At 40.1% G+C, this 18,368-nt stretch carries 20 protein-coding genes and 1 pseudogene; 5 read left to right on the top strand and 16 right to left on the bottom strand.

Translation table 11 applies throughout. From position 1 onward, the window contains the following. Positions 1–31: 31 nt before the first annotated feature. The 5 genes and pseudogenes from LBYS_RS10985 (at position 32) to cysC (ending at position 2,468) form a co-directional block, all read left to right on the top strand. Complete coding sequence (locus LBYS_RS10985) at positions 32–481, top strand: hypothetical protein (RefSeq protein WP_041823627.1); 450 nt, start codon at positions 32–34, stop codon at positions 479–481. 105 nt (positions 482–586) lie between these two features. Continuing rightward, a complete protein-coding gene (locus LBYS_RS10980) occupies positions 587–868 on the top strand; it encodes a hypothetical protein (protein ID WP_041823624.1) in 282 nt (93 codons plus the stop codon). A 161-nt stretch (positions 869–1,029) separates the two neighbouring features. Further along, a complete protein-coding gene (locus LBYS_RS10975; protein ID WP_041823622.1) occupies positions 1,030–1,701 on the top strand; it encodes a sulfotransferase domain-containing protein in 672 nt (223 codons plus the stop codon). A gap of 3 nt (positions 1,702–1,704) precedes the next feature. After that, on the top strand, positions 1,705–1,962 hold the full coding sequence (locus LBYS_RS10970; RefSeq protein ID WP_013408941.1) for a PqqD family protein: 258 nt from the start codon (positions 1,705–1,707) through the stop codon (positions 1,960–1,962). After that, positions 1,959–2,468 (top strand): annotated as a pseudogene (gene cysC / locus LBYS_RS19645) (adenylyl-sulfate kinase). The gene LBYS_RS10970 and the pseudogene cysC overlap by 4 nt, the downstream one beginning before the upstream one ends. Positions 2,469–2,611: 143 nt before the next feature. Here the strand turns inward: cysC and LBYS_RS10960 are convergent. The 16 genes from LBYS_RS10960 to LBYS_RS10880 all read right to left on the bottom strand — a co-directional run bounded on the left by LBYS_RS10960 (position 2,612) and on the right by LBYS_RS10880 (position 18,364). After that, a complete protein-coding gene (locus tag LBYS_RS10960; RefSeq protein ID WP_013408940.1) occupies positions 2,612–3,034 on the bottom strand; it encodes a phage tail protein in 423 nt (140 codons plus the stop codon). Positions 3,035–3,409: 375 nt separating this feature from the next. Next, positions 3,410–3,655 carry a CAMCR motif-containing small membrane protein gene (locus LBYS_RS10950; RefSeq protein ID WP_013408939.1) on the bottom strand — a complete coding sequence of 82 codons (246 nt, stop codon included), beginning with the start codon at positions 3,653–3,655 and terminating at the stop codon, positions 3,410–3,412. 3 nt (positions 3,656–3,658) lie between these two features. Beyond that, the gene (locus LBYS_RS10945) at positions 3,659–4,177 is read right to left on the bottom strand and encodes a DUF420 domain-containing protein (RefSeq protein WP_013408938.1); all 519 of its coding nucleotides are present in this window, start codon (positions 4,175–4,177) and stop codon (positions 3,659–3,661) included. Then, complete coding sequence (locus LBYS_RS10940; RefSeq protein ID WP_013408937.1) at positions 4,161–4,847, bottom strand: SCO family protein; 687 nt, start codon at positions 4,845–4,847, stop codon at positions 4,161–4,163. The genes LBYS_RS10945 and LBYS_RS10940 overlap by 17 nt, the downstream gene beginning before the upstream one ends. Next, complete coding sequence (locus tag LBYS_RS10935) at positions 4,848–5,165, bottom strand: cytochrome C oxidase subunit IV family protein (RefSeq protein WP_013408936.1); 318 nt, start codon at positions 5,163–5,165, stop codon at positions 4,848–4,850. A 24-nt stretch (positions 5,166–5,189) separates the two neighbouring features. Then, positions 5,190–5,951 carry a cytochrome c oxidase subunit 3 gene (locus LBYS_RS10930; RefSeq protein WP_013408935.1) on the bottom strand — a complete coding sequence of 254 codons (762 nt, stop codon included), beginning with the start codon at positions 5,949–5,951 and terminating at the stop codon, positions 5,190–5,192. 58 nt (positions 5,952–6,009) lie between these two features. Then, positions 6,010–6,573, bottom strand: coding sequence for a cytochrome c oxidase subunit 3 (locus tag LBYS_RS10925; RefSeq protein WP_013408934.1), 564 nt, complete (start codon positions 6,571–6,573; stop codon positions 6,010–6,012). Next, positions 6,570–7,451: a heme o synthase gene (gene cyoE / locus LBYS_RS10920; protein ID WP_013408933.1), complete on the bottom strand. Its 882-nt coding sequence runs from the start codon at positions 7,449–7,451 to the stop codon at positions 6,570–6,572. The genes LBYS_RS10925 and cyoE overlap by 4 nt, the downstream gene beginning before the upstream one ends. Next, the gene (locus LBYS_RS10915; RefSeq protein WP_013408932.1) at positions 7,448–8,386 is read right to left on the bottom strand and encodes a COX15/CtaA family protein; all 939 of its coding nucleotides are present in this window, start codon (positions 8,384–8,386) and stop codon (positions 7,448–7,450) included. Before LBYS_RS10915 ends, cyoE begins: the two co-directional genes overlap by 4 nt. 6 nt (positions 8,387–8,392) lie before the next feature. Next, complete coding sequence (locus LBYS_RS10910; protein WP_013408931.1) at positions 8,393–10,255, bottom strand: cytochrome c oxidase subunit I; 1,863 nt, start codon at positions 10,253–10,255, stop codon at positions 8,393–8,395. Between the two features lie 27 nt (positions 10,256–10,282). Further along, positions 10,283–11,389, bottom strand: a complete 1,107-nt coding sequence (locus LBYS_RS10905; protein ID WP_013408930.1) for a cytochrome c oxidase subunit II — start codon at positions 11,387–11,389, stop codon at positions 10,283–10,285. A gap of 27 nt (positions 11,390–11,416) precedes the next feature. Continuing rightward, on the bottom strand, positions 11,417–12,724 hold the full coding sequence (locus tag LBYS_RS10900; protein ID WP_013408929.1) for a hypothetical protein: 1,308 nt from the start codon (positions 12,722–12,724) through the stop codon (positions 11,417–11,419). A 48-nt stretch (positions 12,725–12,772) separates the two neighbouring features. After that, positions 12,773–13,372 (bottom strand): c-type cytochrome, encoded by a 600-nt coding sequence (locus LBYS_RS10895; protein WP_229310411.1) that lies wholly within the window; start codon positions 13,370–13,372, stop codon positions 12,773–12,775. A gap of 10 nt (positions 13,373–13,382) precedes the next feature. After that, positions 13,383–13,904, bottom strand: a complete 522-nt coding sequence (locus tag LBYS_RS10890; RefSeq protein WP_013408927.1) for a DUF3341 domain-containing protein — start codon at positions 13,902–13,904, stop codon at positions 13,383–13,385. 25 nt (positions 13,905–13,929) lie between these two features. After that, positions 13,930–15,303, bottom strand: a complete 1,374-nt coding sequence (gene nrfD, locus LBYS_RS10885; protein WP_013408926.1) for an NrfD/PsrC family molybdoenzyme membrane anchor subunit — start codon at positions 15,301–15,303, stop codon at positions 13,930–13,932. A gap of 34 nt (positions 15,304–15,337) precedes the next feature. Beyond that, positions 15,338–18,364, bottom strand: coding sequence for a TAT-variant-translocated molybdopterin oxidoreductase (locus tag LBYS_RS10880; RefSeq protein ID WP_013408925.1), 3,027 nt, complete (start codon positions 18,362–18,364; stop codon positions 15,338–15,340). Positions 18,365–18,368: the final 4 nt, after the last annotated feature.

Genomic DNA, 18,368 nt, shown 5'->3' with positions numbered 1-18,368 from the left:
CGATCTATTCCGAGTCGAGCTAAAAACATTAATGCCTTATAAAGGCACGGAGGATGGCATACACGTGAAAGTAAGTCAAACTCCTGAGGGATTCTGCCCCCAATGTTATAAGCCCTTTTCTCAATTTAATGAGAAGGAATTGTTGTATAAAGTCCCCGAGATTGGCAATTACTATATCAGGAATGGCCAATACATTTGCATAGGACCTAAGGTAGGGGATCTGGATAGTGTGCTTCTGTATTTTTATTCAAATGCATTGGCCGCAGCCATTATGCAGAGGAATTCCATACCCTTGCATGTTTCTGGCGTCCTTGATCCTACAGGTAAGGTTATCCTTTTTGCTGGAAATTCGGGAGCGGGTAAGTCTACTACTGCTACATTCCTCAATTCGAAAGGTTATTCCATATTTACAGATAACACCTGTGTGCTAACTTTTCAAGGGGATAAATGTTATGCTTCATATCCTATGACCAGACTGTGAAATGAGACCTTAGAGCATCAAAACGTTTACCAAAAAATAGAGGGGAAGGCCCTACGCTCTAATGTAGAGCAAGAGAAATTTGGCTTCTATTTTCATGAAGAATTTTTGGCTGAGAAAAGAGAGGTAGCAAATATTCTAATATTACAAGAAGAGGGTGCCAAAGGGATCAGTATAGATCAATTATTGAAGACGGAAGCTATGACCCTGTTAAGCCAGTTTGTTTATAGGCGACAATGGTTAGCGGGAATGAAAAAGAATAAATTGCTTTTTACATTTTTGACGGAAATTTGTAAGAGACTTTCCGTCTATAAAGCTGTCCGACCAAAAGGTAAGAAAACCTTCGATGAATTTTCTTCTGCAATTGCACATCAATTTTTACAGGCTTGATTGATAGGAATATTATTTGGCTGGCGTCTTATCCGAAGTCGGGTAATACCTGGTTTAGAAGTTTTATAAGCGCACTAAAATCTGGCAAGGAACCGGATCTTAATGCACATCAGACTGACGGCATTTATTCTAGTAAATATTGAGTGGAAAACATTTTGGATATGGACGCTTCCTATTTGTCAGATCGAGAAATGGTATTGTACCAAAGGGAAGCTATTAAGTATTTGCATCCCAAAGAAGAGCAATTTATTAAGATTCATGATGCTTATACTTTTTCTTCTGTGGATGGTCTACCCTTGATTTATGGAGGAAATGCAGGGATTGCAATCTACATTTTAAGAAATCCTTTAGATGTGGCTTTATCATTGGCTAATCATTTGAATAGAGGTGTAGATGTGGCAATCAATAGCTTTATCTGCAATTCAGATTTGGCATTTCTAGGAAAGAAGGGGCGTTGGTTTAATCAATTTAAGCAGCCTTTAGGTACATGGTCAGAGCATGTAGAAAGTTGGTTAAAATATCCTGAATTTCCAGTTCACTTTGTGAGGTATGAAGACCTAAAGGAGAAGCCTTTTGAAACCTTTAGCTTAGCGGTTAAAGCGGCAGGATTAACTTATTCTCCGGAAGTAATTCAAAAAGCAATAGATCTTACGGCATTTGAGAGGTTAAAAGCGAAGGTACAGCAATTTGGATTTAAGGAAAAATTAGATCCTACAACGGACTTCTTTTTTAAGGGGCAGGTGGGAAGATGGAAAGAGGAATTAACGAAGGATCAGGTTCATAAGATCAGGATGTTTAATGAGCCTATGATGAGAAAATTTGGATATTGGTAAGTCATGAAATATATAATAAACACAAAGAAGGTAATTTTTACCCAGTTGGGCGAGGAAGGAGTATTGATGGATGTTGAAAAAAACGAATATCAATCCATGAATGAGACCTATTTCCGTATTTTTCAAATGGTATCTGAAGGAGAAGATTCCGAAGATATAATCCATGCGCTGCGAGAAGAATACCAAGTTGAAGAGCAGGTATGCAGAGCAGAGGTTGAGCGTGTTATTCAAGAACTTCTTAAAAAGGAGTACATTAGATGAAGCCGGGTGTATTGTGGCTTACGGGTTTGAGTGGTGCGGGTAAAACGACCTTGGCGAAAGGTTTAATTTCTGAACTTCAAAATAATGGTAATTTACCTATCTACTTAGATGGGGATGAATTGAGAGATATATTGGAGCGCAGGGGTTTTGATGAAGAATCTCGCAAGTTGCATAATCTTCAAATTGGGCGTTTGGCAGCTCTTTTGTAAGGTCAGGGTCATGTAGTTATTGTGGCACTGATTTTTCCTTTTGCTGATGTAAGGAAGGAAGTAAGATCCTTTTGCAAGAATTTCTGTGAGATTTATATAGATGCTCTCATAGGTACTTGCGTAGAAAGAGATCCCAAGGGCTAGTATAAAAAGGCATTGGCAAAGGAAATAGCAGATTTTACAGGAATTAGCTCACCGTATGAAACTCCGACTCAAGTAGATCAGGTGATTTCTACTGATAAGGTTTCCATCTCAGAGGGAGTTCAGGCATTATTAAGTTTTTGCGAGAGATGGTGAGGAAGTTTTTTACACTAAGTCATAAGAAGAAAGGGCTACTCATTGAGGCTCTCGTCCTGTCTTATTTTGCCTGGATGAAAGATTTTTCTAAGGTAAAGAGTATAACACCGCAAAGAATTGTGGGGAGTTATGATCTAATCCTCTTAAAGGATATCTCTTGGGCGATCAAGGTGGTAAGCAAAAAAGTGCTTTGGAAATGTGTGTGCAGACATCAAGCCTTGATGGCCACTAACATGTACGGTGGCCTGTATGGAAACGTTTGTACCGGCTACGGGATGACTATGTGCGGGTATCTGATCCGTTGTCATTGTAACTGATTCTGTGCCTCCGGCTTGTCCTAATGTTCTGGATGTCAGACCAGGTACTGTTCCTGCGTGCACGGGTGCTCGTCCGTTAAAATTAGGCAGGTTAAAATAGGAAGTGCCATCGCCACCGTAGGTGATGCCTATGACTGCGAAGAGCGCGGGATACTGATTGATAGGGAGCTGCTGCCCATTGCAGGGTAAAAACCCTTTAGGTACATACATTCCGGAGCAAAGTCTAATTACTCCTACAAATTCATCCATAGTAAGTATGATTAGGTTGAAAAATTGATTATTTCAATAATTGGAAGTGTACTGGATATAACCTAAAAAATACCGGGGAGGAACTGATATGTAAGGGCTGCCAGCAGAATCCTGAAATTTGATTCTGGTAGAATTGCAATAAGAAAGTGTGTAAATTCCTGTATCTAAATCGATAAGGTAGAAATTGGAGAGAGACTCAGTTCTTTTTTTGGTTTTCATGGCTATATGGTTAGGCCATAAAAGATCCTTTAAGCCAATAGGTCCATTGGCTGAAAATAGAATTTTTCATGGCGATACCCTAATATTACAAGGACATCCTTAATGTTCCATGAATGAGTCTAAGAAATTGAATTAGAATTTATTGAACGGTACTACTTAAGCCAGGCCTTGCTCTTTTAGTCGCTGCTTTGCTGCGCGGATATAGAAATATACCCCTAAACCTGCTATCAGGTAAGGAATAACTAAAAGGTATAAAATCCCAAAATTCAAACCTGTTCCTATAGTATTTCTTCCTTCGCTAAGGTTAGAGCCTACTGTAGCTCTACACATGGCACATTGAGCCATAACCTGAGAAGCAGTACTGATCAAGAATAAGAGGGTAATAACTATAAATCTTTTCATCTCTTAAAAAGGATAATACGGACGAATCATCAAGTAAGCTATTACGCCAGTGATAGAAACATATAACCAGATGGGATAAGCATACTTTACCACTTTTCGGTGCTTTGCATCTTCTCTGATCCACCCGTAATAATAAGCGCGTAGTACTAATGGTAAAACCACAAATGAGGCTAAAACGTGCGTTATTAATATGAAAAAGTAGAAATATCGGATAAATCCTTCTCCTCCAAATTTTGTTTCTTCATTACTGATGTGGTAAAGAACATAAAACACTAAGAACAGACCTCCAAGTCCGAATCCGGCACTCATGGATTTCTTATGTGCACTGATATTCTTTTGCTTGATGAAATATAGCCCCAAAAGAAGGAAGAAGGCCGTTAATGAGTTGATTATAGCGTTAACTAATGTAAGTTGTTTAGTCCATTCGCCAATATACGGTTTTTGACGCATGCCTAACATGATCATCACCACTACCACCACTGCTATGGAAACTACATTTATGGTCTTAATCCCTACTTTCATTTTGACTTAATAATACTTTAATTTCTAGTTTGAGTCTGTCCATTTCATCCTTTTGTGTACCCGAATAAATCCCTCTGAAATAACCGTTTTGGTCAATGAGCAGTACCTTGTCAGAATGAATAAACATTTGATCTATATCTGTAATGCCAGGATCATATTCTGAGGCATCAGCAACGGGGAGATGAAATTCTTCTAAGCAGAGGGAATAGATGTACTTCTTGTCTCCGGTCAAAAGCTCATAGTTCAAACCTTCTATACCTAATGCTCTGGAATAGGTGTGAAGAATTTCGGGTGTATCGTATTTGGGATCTACCGTGATCCCGTAAAATTGTACATCTGATTTATGCTTGAAATTATCTGCTACTTCTGCCATAAATGTATTGGCTATAGGGCAGATGGTCCCACATCTGGAGAAAAAGAAATTAATCACCTTGATAGAACCATTTTTTATGGTCACAGAATCTCCTTTGGTATCGAGTAAGGTAAATTCAGGTGCAGTGGAAAAGAGCGTATCTCCGGATACCATGATCACTTCCCCTTCTTCATCCATTTCGGGGAAAAAGTACGGTAGATCAAAGTTATTCCTGCCAAAGATTTTGAGGAATAGAAAAGCTAAAACCGGAATACCCAATATTGCTATGAGTATTCCGGTCTTCCAGGATTTATTCATTTAAAATAATCTTTCGGTTCCTACATAATCCCCTTCAATCAGTAGGGCGATGATTAACCAAATCACAAACATAATAGGTAAAACCATATACCAAATGAAGGCTTTTGTCTCACTTTTCAAGTGCATGAAAATACCTACGATATAGTACGCCTTAACGATAGTCATGATTACAAAGATCCAGATCTTTGTCCACTTGTAGTGATCTGCATCCACTTGGAAGGCTACCAAGAATTCTAAAGCGGTAAGGCCTAATAGAATCCAGAATACTTTCCAAAGGTGTTTTGTATTGGGTTTTTGTCTTTCAACTTGTGCTGCCATGTCAATAACTTTAATATTAATGTTTTATACCAGGTAGAAGAAGGTAAATACAAATACCCAAACTAAATCTACAAAGTGCCAGTAAAGACCTACTTTTTCAACCATCTCATAGTGCCCTCTTCTCTCATACACGCCGTTAGCGGTGTTATAGAACACCATGATATTTAAAAGAACACCAATGAATACGTGGAAACCGTGGAATCCTGTGATAAAGAAGAATAGGTTTGCAAAGTTCGGTGGACCGTACTCGTTAATACCAAGTTTAGCACCAAAGATCTTCATACCATTTTCTAAGGTATAACCTTCTTCTGTACCGTGAATGAAGTGAGTCCATTCCCATGCCTGAGATCCTAGGAAGATAAAACCTCCTAAAATGGTCCATAGCATCCATTTCTCCACATCTGCCTTGTCTCTTCTGTGTCCTGCTTCCACAGCTAATACCATAGTCACGGAACTGAAGATCAAAATAAAGGTCATGATACCTACGAATACCAATGGAGCATCTAGCCCGTGGAATAAAGGCACTGCCTTAAATACTTTTTCAGGTATAGGCCAATAATGCTGAGAAAACTCGAAAGTTTTGTGCGTCATGCCTGGGACATATTCGCTAAAGGTAGGGTAACCGAAACGGATAAGACCGTAAGTCACCAGGAAACCTGAAAATGTGAAGACATCCGAAAGTAGGAATATCCACATCATTAATTTACCGTAACCTGCCTTCAGTGGTTGGGTTCCACCCTGCCATAAAAGGTGAGGAGGGTTTATAGATGTTTTCTCAACTGCCATACGTGTAAGTTAAAAATTCGAACAAATTTATAAATCTATTATTTTAATTCAAAAGTTACTATCTGAAATAAATCAGGAACAGAAACAGATATACCCAAAGGATATCCAAGAAGTGCCAATAAGTAGCACATACCTCCATTTGTGTGATGGTAATGTCTCCTTTAAAGGTACTATAAAAGGCGAATAATAATACTCCCAAACCTGTTACTACGTGAAATAGGTGCGTGCCCGTCAGAACATAATAAAATGACTCTGCAGGATTACCTTTCACATAAACACCGGCAGCTTGTAAATCTTGCCAACCCAAAACCTGGAATAATAAGAACAGTAGACCACCTATAGTAGTTACGGTAATCCATTTTCTTAAAACTCCGGTATCTCCCTTTCTCGCCGCCTTCACAGAGAAGTGCATACTTACACTACTTAATAATAGTACTGCTGTACTCACATAGAAGATAACAGGTATTTCAAATTCAGTCCAGTTGCCCTCCGCTCTACGTACCAGATATGCACTGGTGAACGCAGCGAACAGCATGATGATCGATATGATAAACAACCATATGATAAATTTCCATGGGTTTACCGTATAGATCGGTTTGATATTTTGCGTTTTTGCCATCATGATACTTTATCCAATAGATACGCTATCTGTACAACAGGTAAATATAAAAACGAACCAAACATGAGTTTCAACGCTGCCTTATTGCTTTGCTGTCTCATCAACTGAAAGGTTTGACTCAAAAACAGTATGCCGGACAAGAGTGCTATCACCGCTGAATTGATGCCCGTCATTCCTAGGTAATAAGGTACCCAGCAAAGAGGTAACAAAAACAAGGTATACGACATAATCTGCAAAGCGGATGATAGGTTTCTTCCTCCACTAGATGGAAGTAATTTGAATCCGGCTTTACTGTAGTCTTCGTCCAATACCCAAGCGATAGCCCAGAAATGTGGAAACTGCCAGAAGAATTGTATGGCAAACAAAATACCCGGTTCTAAACCAAAATGTCCAGTGCAGGCTACCCATCCAATCATAGGAGGAAATGCTCCTGGTAAGGCTCCCACCGCTACAGCTATTGGTCCTACTCTTTTTAAAGGAGTATACACAAAGCCATACAACAATAGCGATAGGAAGGATAACAAGAATGCATAGACATTATAGAAATAGAAAAGGATACCTAATCCTAGTACACCACACCATACACTAAAACCAATGGCCTCTTGTACACTCAATAAACCGGATGGAAGTGGTCTATTTTGAGTACGAGACATCAGTTTGTCTAGTTCCTTTTCTTTGATTTGGTTGATGACATTGGCTGAAGCCGTCACCAAATAGGAGGCCAGTGCAAATAATAATATTGCACCCGCGTTCAGTTGGGGAGCCGCAATTGCAAACCCGAAACAACTGCTGAACACTACAGTCATAGACAAGCGAAACTTTGTTAAAGCAAAGTATCCTTTCAACTTGTCACCTACCGATATGTTTATCGTGTTATTCATTTACTCCTTTTTGCAAGGATAAAATACAGAATGAATTGAATTGCCACTATGACAGTTGAAAATGTCAAATGGAGAGGTTGCAAGGCTGCAGGGAATCCTGCTAAGCTCAAAAGAGTACCGGATAACATCTCTAAAATGACAAGTATCAGTGCCCAACTTGCAAACCTTCGAAGGACCTTCCCCTCAAATCTGCTTTTTACCTTCTTATAAATTAGTCCATGTAATACTAAAATTCCTATAGATAGAATAGCATGGAAAACTACTTTACCTTTTACTTCTTGCACCCAAAGACTTCGGTTATGATCCCCTAATAATCTTTGAGCATGATCTATTCCTTCTCTTATTTGTGTACCGAAGATGATCTGTCCGATAGTGATGAACAAAGCCATCATCAATAAGAAAAGTAGATCTGATTTCTGTTCTTTTCCTGTATGGAAAGAAGTGTCAGAGTAGGAGTGTAGTACCGCCCAAATTAACAGTCCCAGGATAATCACTGCCACTACCATGTGTAGTGTAATCATTCCTGGAGCTAATTCTGTGGCCACTACTTTGGCACCTAACCAACCTTCAAAAGATACTAGAAAGAACGATAATAAACAGATATAAAAAATCTTTCTATCTGTTTGGGTTCTATAGGCTAATATTACGGTAATGAATATAAATATGCCTACAGATGCACCTACTAATCTGTTGATGTATTCTGTCCAGGTCTTAGTAGCATTGAACTCTACTTCTCCTTTAAGTTTAGCACCAAAGATTTCTTGATAATTTGCCGGAAGTTGATCTATAGAGGTGGGAGGTATCCATCTGCCAAAACATCTTGGCCAATCCGGACATCCCATTCCTGAGCCCGTTGCCCTTACAAAGCCGCCGACAAATATCAAGAAGATGACGGCGACTATTGTAATGACAGCAAATTTTCTAAATGATCTCACTACCTATCAATCAGGGATCGAATGATCGTACTTAATGTTTTCTATTTCTTTTTCTCTCGCAATTAGTTCGTTCTCTTCCGGAGTATTAGACTCTGGTGTAGCAGAGAAAGGAACGGTTTGCGGAATGAAGTCATCAGCTGCTCCCGGTTTAGAGTAGTCATATGGCCATCTGTAAACGGTTGGGATCTCTCCCGGCCAGTTGCCATGACCTACTTCTACAGGAGTTGTCCACTCCAATGTGTTCGATTTCCAAGGGTTTTGAGAAGATTTCTTACCCTTGAACATAGAGTAGAAGAAGTTGTAAACAAAGATGAACTGAGCGAATACGGTTACGATAGCCGCTATAGTAATCACAATGTTTAGATCGTGGAAAGTATCAAATACTTTGAAACCTGACCACTGATAGTATCTTCTTGGGAATCCTGCGATACCGATGTAGTGCATTGGAATGAACACCAAATATACACCGATGAATGACAACCAGAAGTGGATATATCCTAAAGTAGGGTTCATTAATCTTCCATACATTTTAGGGAACCAGTGGTATACACCGGCGATCATAGCAAAGAATGCAGATGATCCCATTACTAGGTGGAAGTGAGCTACTACGAAGTATGTATCGTGCAATTGAATATCTAATGCAGCATTACCTAATATGATACCTGTCAAACCTCCGGATACGAAGAAGGATACCATACCTATAGAGAACAACATCGCCGGAGTGAAGATCAAATTACCTCTCCAAAGGGTAGTGATGTAGTTAAAGCCTTTCACAGCTGATGGTACAGCAATGATTAGCGTCAATAACATGAAGATAGATCCCAAGAATGGGTTCATACCCGTAACGAACATGTGGTGAGCCCATACGATGAACGCCAGGAACATGATACCTAACATAGAAAGGATCATGGCCTTGTAACCAAAGATCGGCTTTCTAGAGTTTGTAGAGATTACCTCAGAGGCAATACCAAATGCAGGTAAGATAACGATATATACTTCAGGGTGTCCTAAGAACCAGAATAAGTGCTGGAATAGGATAGGGCTACCTCCTTGGTTTGGAAGAGCTTGACCTTGAATGTAAATGTCTGAAAGGAAGAAACTGGTACCGAAGCTTCTGTCAAAGATCAAAAGCAAGGCAGCAGAGAATAACACTGGGAAAGATAAGATACCCAAAATGGCTGTGAACAAGAAAGACCAGATGGTCAATGGTAACTTGTCCATAGACATACCTTTGGTACGCAAGTTCAAGATGGTAGTAACGTAGTTAATACTACCTAATAAACTTGAAGCAATGAAGATGGCCATTGCTACTAGCCAAAGGGTCATACCTGCGCCTGATCCAGGGTTTGCTTCTTCAAGAGCACTTAATGGAGGGTAGATTACCCAACCACCACCTGCTGGTCCGTGAGGTAAGAAAAGGGAAACAAACATGATTACACCAGCTAAGAAGAATAACCAGTAAGAGATCATATTCATAAATCCGGAAGCCATATCTCTTGCTCCAACTTGAAGAGGAATCAATAAGTTAGAGAAGGTACCGCTCAATCCCGCTGTTAACACGAAGAATACCATGATGGTACCGTGCATGGTCACTAGGGCCAGATAAAAGTTATTGTCCAATTTTCCGGATTCATTGATCCAGTGACCCAAGATGGGTTTTAGGAAGGACATGTCCATATCAGGGAATGCCAACTGTAAACGGAATATTACAGACATCAATCCTCCAATGATCGCCCAGATAATACCTGAGATCAAGTATTGTTTGGCGATAGTCTTATGGTCAAGAGAGAATATATACTTGCTGAAGAAGCCCTGCTCGTGATGCTCCTCATGATGACCGTGTCCTTCTGCTATTGAATGAGCTGCCATAATGTTTATCTACTGTTTTAAAAATTCTTACTTGGTTTCTACTGCGCTTGAATCTGCTGGTGCAGCTGCAGCAGCTGGGTCAACTTCTATAAACTTCATAGCCTTAGCCTTAAGATTCTCTGGAACCTTGTTTAATAAGTCAGGGTTCAAGGTAATCATAGGTTTTTGAGCGGCTTTCCATTTCTCATATTCTGCCGGTTCGTCTACTTTTAATACCATACGCATACCAAAGTGCGACTTACCACAGATTTCAGTACATGCAATTTCGTAGTCGAATTCAGAATCGTTTAGCATAGCCTTCATTTCTGCAGTAGACTTGTCAGCTACAAACCAGAATTTAGTAGGCATGCCCGGTACAGCATCCATTTTTACCCTCATGTGAGGAATAAATACGGAGTGCAATACGTCACGAGCTTTGATCTTTAACAATACAGGTTTTCCTTTAGGAATGTGTAGTTCAGTAGAGTTGAAGAAATCATCGAAGGAATTTGCGTCCGTGTAGTCTACACCTATAGGGTTACCGCTACCGTCATCAATCAATTTGTAGTTAGACTTACCAAATTGACCGTCCGCGCCAGGGTATCTTACCATCCATGCAAACTGACGTCCGGTAATCTCTATCACTTCAGCATCTTCAGGAGCTTCGCTTGTGATATCATTCCATACCACTAAACCTGAAAGTACTAATCCGGTCATTACTACAGCAGGTACTGATGTCCAGATGATCTCTAAGGTGTTATTGTGAGTAGAGAATGTAGCTCTTCTCTTTGGATTATGTCTGTATAAATAGGAGAATAAGAACAAGAAAGTGTTTACTAGGAAGAATGCCACTGTAATGATGGACATGGACACCCAGAACCAGAAATCTGTTCTCTTTCCATGCTCAGACGCCGCTTCAGGTAAGAAGAACTGAGAATAGTGAATGTAGGAAAATACAATTCCTATCACCGCTAATACCCAGAATGCCATCAATGCTATAGCGTTGAAGTTATTTGACGCGTCCGGAGCTCCCAGATACTCTGAATCAGTACCAGGCTGCACTTTGTTTTTATTGATAATCTTTCTGGTTTGTGATATCACCTTAAAGGTTAATACTACAAACAGAATGGCCAGTATTGCTATTATGTATATCATCTTATAAAAAGTAACGCTGTTTTACAATTATATATCGTGGTGAACACTTTCTTCTAGGAACGGATGCTTCTTAGGATATAGGTTCGCTTTTGTCAATTGATTAGCCACGAAATATATCAGTAGAGAGGCAAACGTCAATGTTGTACCGATTTCGATGATACCGATACCACCTTGATCTTTTGCTACACCAGGCATGATGATCTGATAGAAATCAAACCAGTGACCTAAAAGGATAGAGCAACAAGCTAATTTCAACAGAGTGAAGTTACGCTTAGAATTACGCGCCATTAAGATCAAGAATGGGAAAACAAAGTTCAAGATCAAATTGATGATAAATGGAGCAAAATAACGTCCACCGTATCCATTTACCCTCTCTTCAAAGTAGATGGTTTCTTCAGGCAAGTTTGCATAGAATATCAATAAGTACTGGCTAAACCATGTATAAGTCCAGAAGATAGAGAAACCAAAAATAAGTTTACCTAAATCGTGGATGGTACTCATTTTAACCGCTTTCAAATAACCATTTTCTTTAAGTAAAAGAATAGTTAACATGATAGCTGCTAAACCTGCTACGTGCCAAGAAGATAAGTGATACCAACCGAACATAGTGGAGAACCAGTGTGTATCAATTGACATGCTTAAATCCCAAGCAGCAGTTGAAGAAGTTACTGCAAAGAATAGCAAAAAGATCTTTGAGTAATTTCTACTTTTTGTATAGTATTCTAATCCCCCGTATTGATCTTCTAATAGAGAGAATTTACGAACTTGTAACCATAGGTAATACCATATTACAAAGTAAACCACCATTCTGATTACGAAGAAAGGAACGTTCAAGAACCAACTTTTCGTAGCAATGATAGCATCGTAATTAGGTGAATTAGGATCCATGATTCCGTCATGCGTCCAGTGGAATATCATGTGACGAGTAGAAGGAATCAAAAATAGGGCCAGCATTATTACGGCAGGCACGATGACAAAGGAAGGGAACGCTTCTGCAACACGCTTGATGGAAGCCATCCAGCCTGCTTTTGCTACATAATTGTAAGCAATGAAGAATAATCCTACCAAAGAGATACCTATGAAGTATACACTGTTCATCCATAGATTTGCTACCAATCGGTTAGCAAGGGTAGCACCGTGATGACCGGCATCGTGTGAGGCATCGTGGTGTGCCACCTCGTGGTGTGAGCCTGGAGTCCATCCTTTTGAAATGAGAAATGCACCTAGAGCTACCAGAATCACTCCAATTACAGCCGACAGAAGCAATTTCTTTTTCAGCTCCGGACTAAATTCAAATGATTCGTCAAGTGAGGGTATATCGTGCTTGTGAGCCATTATATTGTTAACTTATATTCCAATAATAAATTTCTTTTCTTAACTATCTCAGCTACCTTTTTGAAGGGTTTGTACAAAGTGTACGATCTTCCAGCGCTCCTCAGGATTCACCTGTGCTGCATGAGGCCACATTCTTCCTTTACCATGTGTAATGGTAAAGAAGATACGTCCTGCAGAAAGTCCTTTAACCGCGTCTGAAGTATAAGTAGGTACACCATTGTAGATGTCTGCTACCTTTCCGTCCGCTCCACCGGTTGCTCCATGGCAATGAGAGCAGTATCTTTTGTAAAGTACTTCTCCTTCTGCTAAGGTTTCCGGAGTCAATGGGATAGGGTTAGCTAAAGCGTCAGACTTATCCGCATCGTTCTTGGTCAAGTTATATAGCATCAAATCTTTTACTTCTGTGCTATCACCTGTAGCAAAAGTAGTATGATAGTTTCTTCTAGAAATAGTTCCTTCAACCGGTAATCTCATGTTCATTCCATGAGGGTTTACAGGATTTTTGTCGATTTGGGTCTGTGCTTCATACCCTACGGAATTGTACATGTTAGGTGCAAATTCCCAACCCGTTCTTTGGGTGCGGTCACATGAAGTAAGACCGGCAGCAAATGCAGTGCACAGTAGTAAACCTGCTAATCTATTGTTCATTTTCATAATTTTAAACCTCTTTAACATTCACTTCCTCTGCACCTGCATCTTTTAGAATACGGGTGATTTCTTCATCAGATATTGTATTTTTACTTAGGTCGATAGCCATTGCAAACTTATCGTCTGTAGAACGCTCATCGAAGATCACCGGTTTGTTTGTTGGCCCTAAACCTTCAGTTATGAAGAATGTAAAGGACATACCAAATGCCGCTAATAACACGGTTAATTCGAATACGATCGGAATGTTGGTAGGGAAAGGAATAAAGTTCTTACCACCAATATTCATAGGCCAGTCAACGCCCAAAGTCCAAAATGTCAAAAGAAACGCTAAAGTGGTTCCGGTTAAACCAAAGAAGAAAGCAGGTACCCCCATTCTTGGTCTTTCATATCCTAAAGCGTGATCTAATCCGTGTACAGGATATGGACAGTACACCTCTTGGATCTTAACGTCTTGTTTTCTTACTGATTCTGCAGCTTCAAGTACTATATCCTCATCTCCGAAGATTCCTACTAAATATCTTTTTGCAGCCATTGTTATAGTCTTAAATTCGATTTAATTAATGTTTATCTCCGGGAGTTTTTTCGCTTGAAGATTTCAATACAGATTTTACTTCAGCCATGTTAATCACCGGAAGGAATTTAGAGAAGAGCAGGAACAATGTTCCGAACAATCCGAAGGAGAACAAGTAGTCTCCGATATCCCCCATTCTAGGTGTAAAGTAGGTCCAGCTAGATGGAATGTAGTCACGGTGTAGAGAGGTTACGATGATTACGAAACGCTCAAACCACATACCGATGTTTACAATTACCGCAATGACAAAAGATAGTACGATGTTCTTACGAAGTTTTTCACTCCAGAATACTTGAGGAGAAAGTACGTTACACGTCATCATAGCTGCATATGACCACCAAAGTGGACCTGTAGCTCTGTTTAAGAACGCATATTTCTCATATTCTACTCCTGAGTAAGCAGCTATAAAGAACTCTGTGATATAAGCAATACCTACAATCGAACCTGTCAAAGTGATGATCTTGTTCATCAAAGAGATATGTTCCAAAGTGATATAGTCTTCTAATTTGTATACTACCCTAGTGATCAACATTAGGTTTTGCACCATGGCAAATCCAGAGAAGATCGCACCCGCTACGAAGTAAGGAGGGAAGATGGTGGTGTGCCATCCCGGTATTACTGAAGTAGCAAAGTCAAAGGATACGATGGTGTGTACGGAAAGTACTAGGGGAGTAGATAGACCTGCCAAAATTAAAGAAACGTCTTCGTAACGAGCCCAGGTTTTAGCACCTCCTGTCCATCCTAATGAAAGCGCACCGTAAATGGTTTTTCTAATACCTGTAGCTCGGTCTCTGATGGTCGCTAAATCTGGAATCATACCTATGTACCAGAATAAACATGATACTGAGAAGTAGGTAGAGATTGCGAATACGTCCCATACTAGAGGGGAGTTGAAGTTTACCCAAAGGGAACCGAAGGTGTTAGGTAATGGAAGTGCCCAGTACGCTAACCATGGTCTACCCATGTGTAATAAGATAAATGAAGCCGCACAAATTACCGCGAAGATGGTCATCGCTTCAGCTGCACGGTTAATGGATGTTCTCCATTTTTGACGGAATAAAAGCAAGATGGCAGAGATCAAGGTACCTGCGTGACCGATACCTACCCACCATACGAAGTTGGTGATATCCCAGGCCCAACCTACTGTTTTGTTAAGACCCCATACACCTAGACCTTCCCACCAGGTTCTGGCTACCCAGAAGGTACCGTATGCTAATACGATCAAAGCGATCGTAAAAGCAATCTTCCATTCCTTTGTGGGTTTGGCCTCAACGTGCCTACAAATATCTTCAGTAACATCGTGGTGGGTTTTACCGCCTGTTACCAAATGTTCTCTTATCGGTGAAACTACTGATGACATATTATTTCTTCAGTTCGGCTTAATAAATAACTAATTATGAAAGTACTTTTGAATCTTCTATATCCTTGTTACGAACCTTAACCAGGTAGCTGATTTGCGGTTGAACATTGATTTCTTCCAACATGTGGAAGGCACGTCCTTCTTTCTCTACAGCTAACAATTTAGATATTGCAGATTCAGGATTGTTCATGTCTCCAAAAGTGATGGCTCCGGTAGGACAAGATGAAGAACATGCAGTTTGGATGTCTCCGTCTTTCACTGCTCTCTTCTCTTTCTTAGCTACCAGTTTACCAGCTTGAATTCTTTGTACACACATGGAACATTTTTCGATAACCCCTCTAGATCTTACTGTTACTTCAGGGTTAATCACCATTCTTCCTAGCTCGTTGTTGAATGCATAGTCAAATTCATCGTTTTCGAAGTATTTGAACCAGTTGAAACGTCTTACTTTGTAAGGACAGTTGTTAGCACAATAACGAGTACCGAAACAACGGTTATAAGTCATTTGGTTCAAGCCCTCTGAAGAGTGAGTCGTGGCCAATACAGGACAAACCGTTTCACAAGGTGCATTAGAACAGTGTTGACATAACATGGGTTGGAATACAACTTCAGGGTTTTCTGAAGCTACTTCCATTGCCTTATATCCATTTGGATTATATCCCGTCTCTCTTGGAGCATCAGTGCTATAATAACGGTCGATACGGATCCAGTGCATTTCTCTTGCACGAGTTACTTCCGCTTTACCTACCACAGGGATGTTGTTTTCAGCTTGGCAACTAACCACACACGCTGCACAACCCGTACATGTGTTCAAGTCGATTACCATACCCCAGCTATGATTCTTCTTCTCGTGACCGTTCCAAAGGGAAATGGTATTTGGTTTCTTAAGACCTTCAGAAGTAGAGATCATAGGTTCGAAACGTCCAGCTTTAACGTTTTTCACGTATTCGCTTAGAACTGTCTCCTGGATAACTGCCTTTCTTCCCATGTATGTTTCATGGGTTTGTGTTTGGGCTAGTCTATATCCTGATTTTGTTTTTTCGATTTGTACGCCGTCAGCCCAGTAGTTGCTAGCACCTTTAGCTCCTTTTAATAAAGGAAGTACGTTTACACCTACATTGCCTGACTTACCGGCTTTTGTTCTTCCGTAACCTCTTGCAATAGCTACAGTACCGTCAGTTTGTCCAGGTTGGATAAGAACAGGTAGCTCTACGCTAGTTGATCCTACACTTACTTTAACCCAGTCTCCTTGTGCGATGCCTAGCTCGTTAGCTGTTTTTAATGAAAAAGCAGCAGTATTTTCCCAAGTTACTTTAGAGATTGGATCTGGAGTTTCTTGTAACCATGGGTTGTTGGCATTCTTACCGGTTCCGATAATAGCGTTTTCAAACACTACTAATTCAATTCCAGAAGCTTTAGGATTCGCTATTTGTGCTGCAGCCTCTTGAACGTTTCCGATAAAGCTTGCACCCGCAGGAGCTGCTACTCCATTAGTAAATACACCGTCATGAAGAGCAGTTGACCAAGAAGCACCATTCAAGATATTCGCAGTCCAGTTGGATTTCAAATACTGATGGTAACTAGTATTGGATCCCATCCATTTCAAGAAGCTAGCTTCAGGTTGACGGGATTGGAAGATATTAGATATGGTAGGTTGTACCAAAGAGTATTGACCTACTTTTGGATTAGCATCACCCCAGTTTTCAAGGAAGTGAGTGTTTAATGCGATATACGTACAGTTTGAAGCCGTTTCATCTGCTCTATCAGCGATGGCAACCGTTAATTTAGCTTTCTTCAAACCAGCTTCTAGTTCTGCTCCTCCTGCATAGTCAAATACAGGGTTAGCATCTACGAAGATGACTGCATCTACGGATCCGGCGTTCAAATCGGAAACGAATTGAGCCATTTCAGCGTCATTACCTTGACGGTAGTTAACTGTATTTGCAAAGTCAATAGTAGTACCGACAGAACCTAAAAGAGCGTTGATGGCGTTTACGATAACTAGAGTGTTAACGTCAGAAGATCCGCTTACAAGTAAGCTTTTTGATCCTGCTTTAACCAAGTCTTTCGCACACTTGTCAATGAATTCGAAATCTACCTTTTGTACCGGTAGAGCAGATCCTTGGCCAAGTTTTTCAACTACTCTATTGTATAAATTAGCCACTAGTAAACCTTCTTGTGATGGTTTGTAGCGGCCTCTATAATCTGCGTTTGCTCCTGAGATGGTCATGGTAGGTTCAAACTGATAATGACGGGACATGTTTTTCGATCCGTCTTTACCGCTGTTTACCTTTCTTGTTTTTGCCCATCCAACATTATATTCTAAAGGAGAGATCCAAGTACCTAAGAAATCTGCGTTAATACCTACAATAACTTCAGCATCTTCAAATTTATAGGTGGGAATCGCTGCTTTTCCAAAGCTCTTTTCGTTAGCTTGAACTAAAGGATAAGAAGAGTTAGCATCGTATTGTATCCATTTTGTTGATGGATATTTAGCTGTAAACTCACCAATCAGCTTTTTGAAAGTAGGGGATAAGATAGTATTTGATACTATTCTGATGTTAGAAGATGATGCTAAAGCAGCACTTACTTCTTTGTCAAGATTCTCCCAAGAGATCTCTTTTCCAGTTTTTGTAGGAGTTCTTAGTCGGTCATTATCATACAAAGCTAATAACGATGCATGCATTTGGGCGCTCACGCCTCCCTTTGTAACCGGAGATAAGGTATTTCCTTCAATTTTGATAGGTCTTCCTTCTACCGTTTTTACAAGAATGCTGGCGTAATCTCCACCTTGTACATATGAAGAAGCGTAGTAGTTTGGAATACCAGGTTCAACGTCTGTAGGCTTATTTAGATAAGGAATAGTATGTCTAACCGGTGCTTCGCAAGCAGCTAAGCTAACTGCAGCCATACCGAAGCCTAGCACCTTTAGGAAATCCCTTCTATAGGTTCCGCCTTCTATTTCTTCAGAGTTAAATTCTCTATCGGCGTTCTTAACTACGTTGATATCGTTCTTTAACTCTTCAATACCTTTCCAATACCTTTTGTTAGTATCCTCCATGAGT

Source organism: Leadbetterella byssophila DSM 17132 (assembly GCF_000166395.1).
Taxonomy (GTDB): Bacteria; Bacteroidota; Bacteroidia; order Cytophagales; family Spirosomataceae; genus Leadbetterella; species Leadbetterella byssophila.
This window is presented reverse-complemented; position numbering and strand designations above follow the sequence as displayed.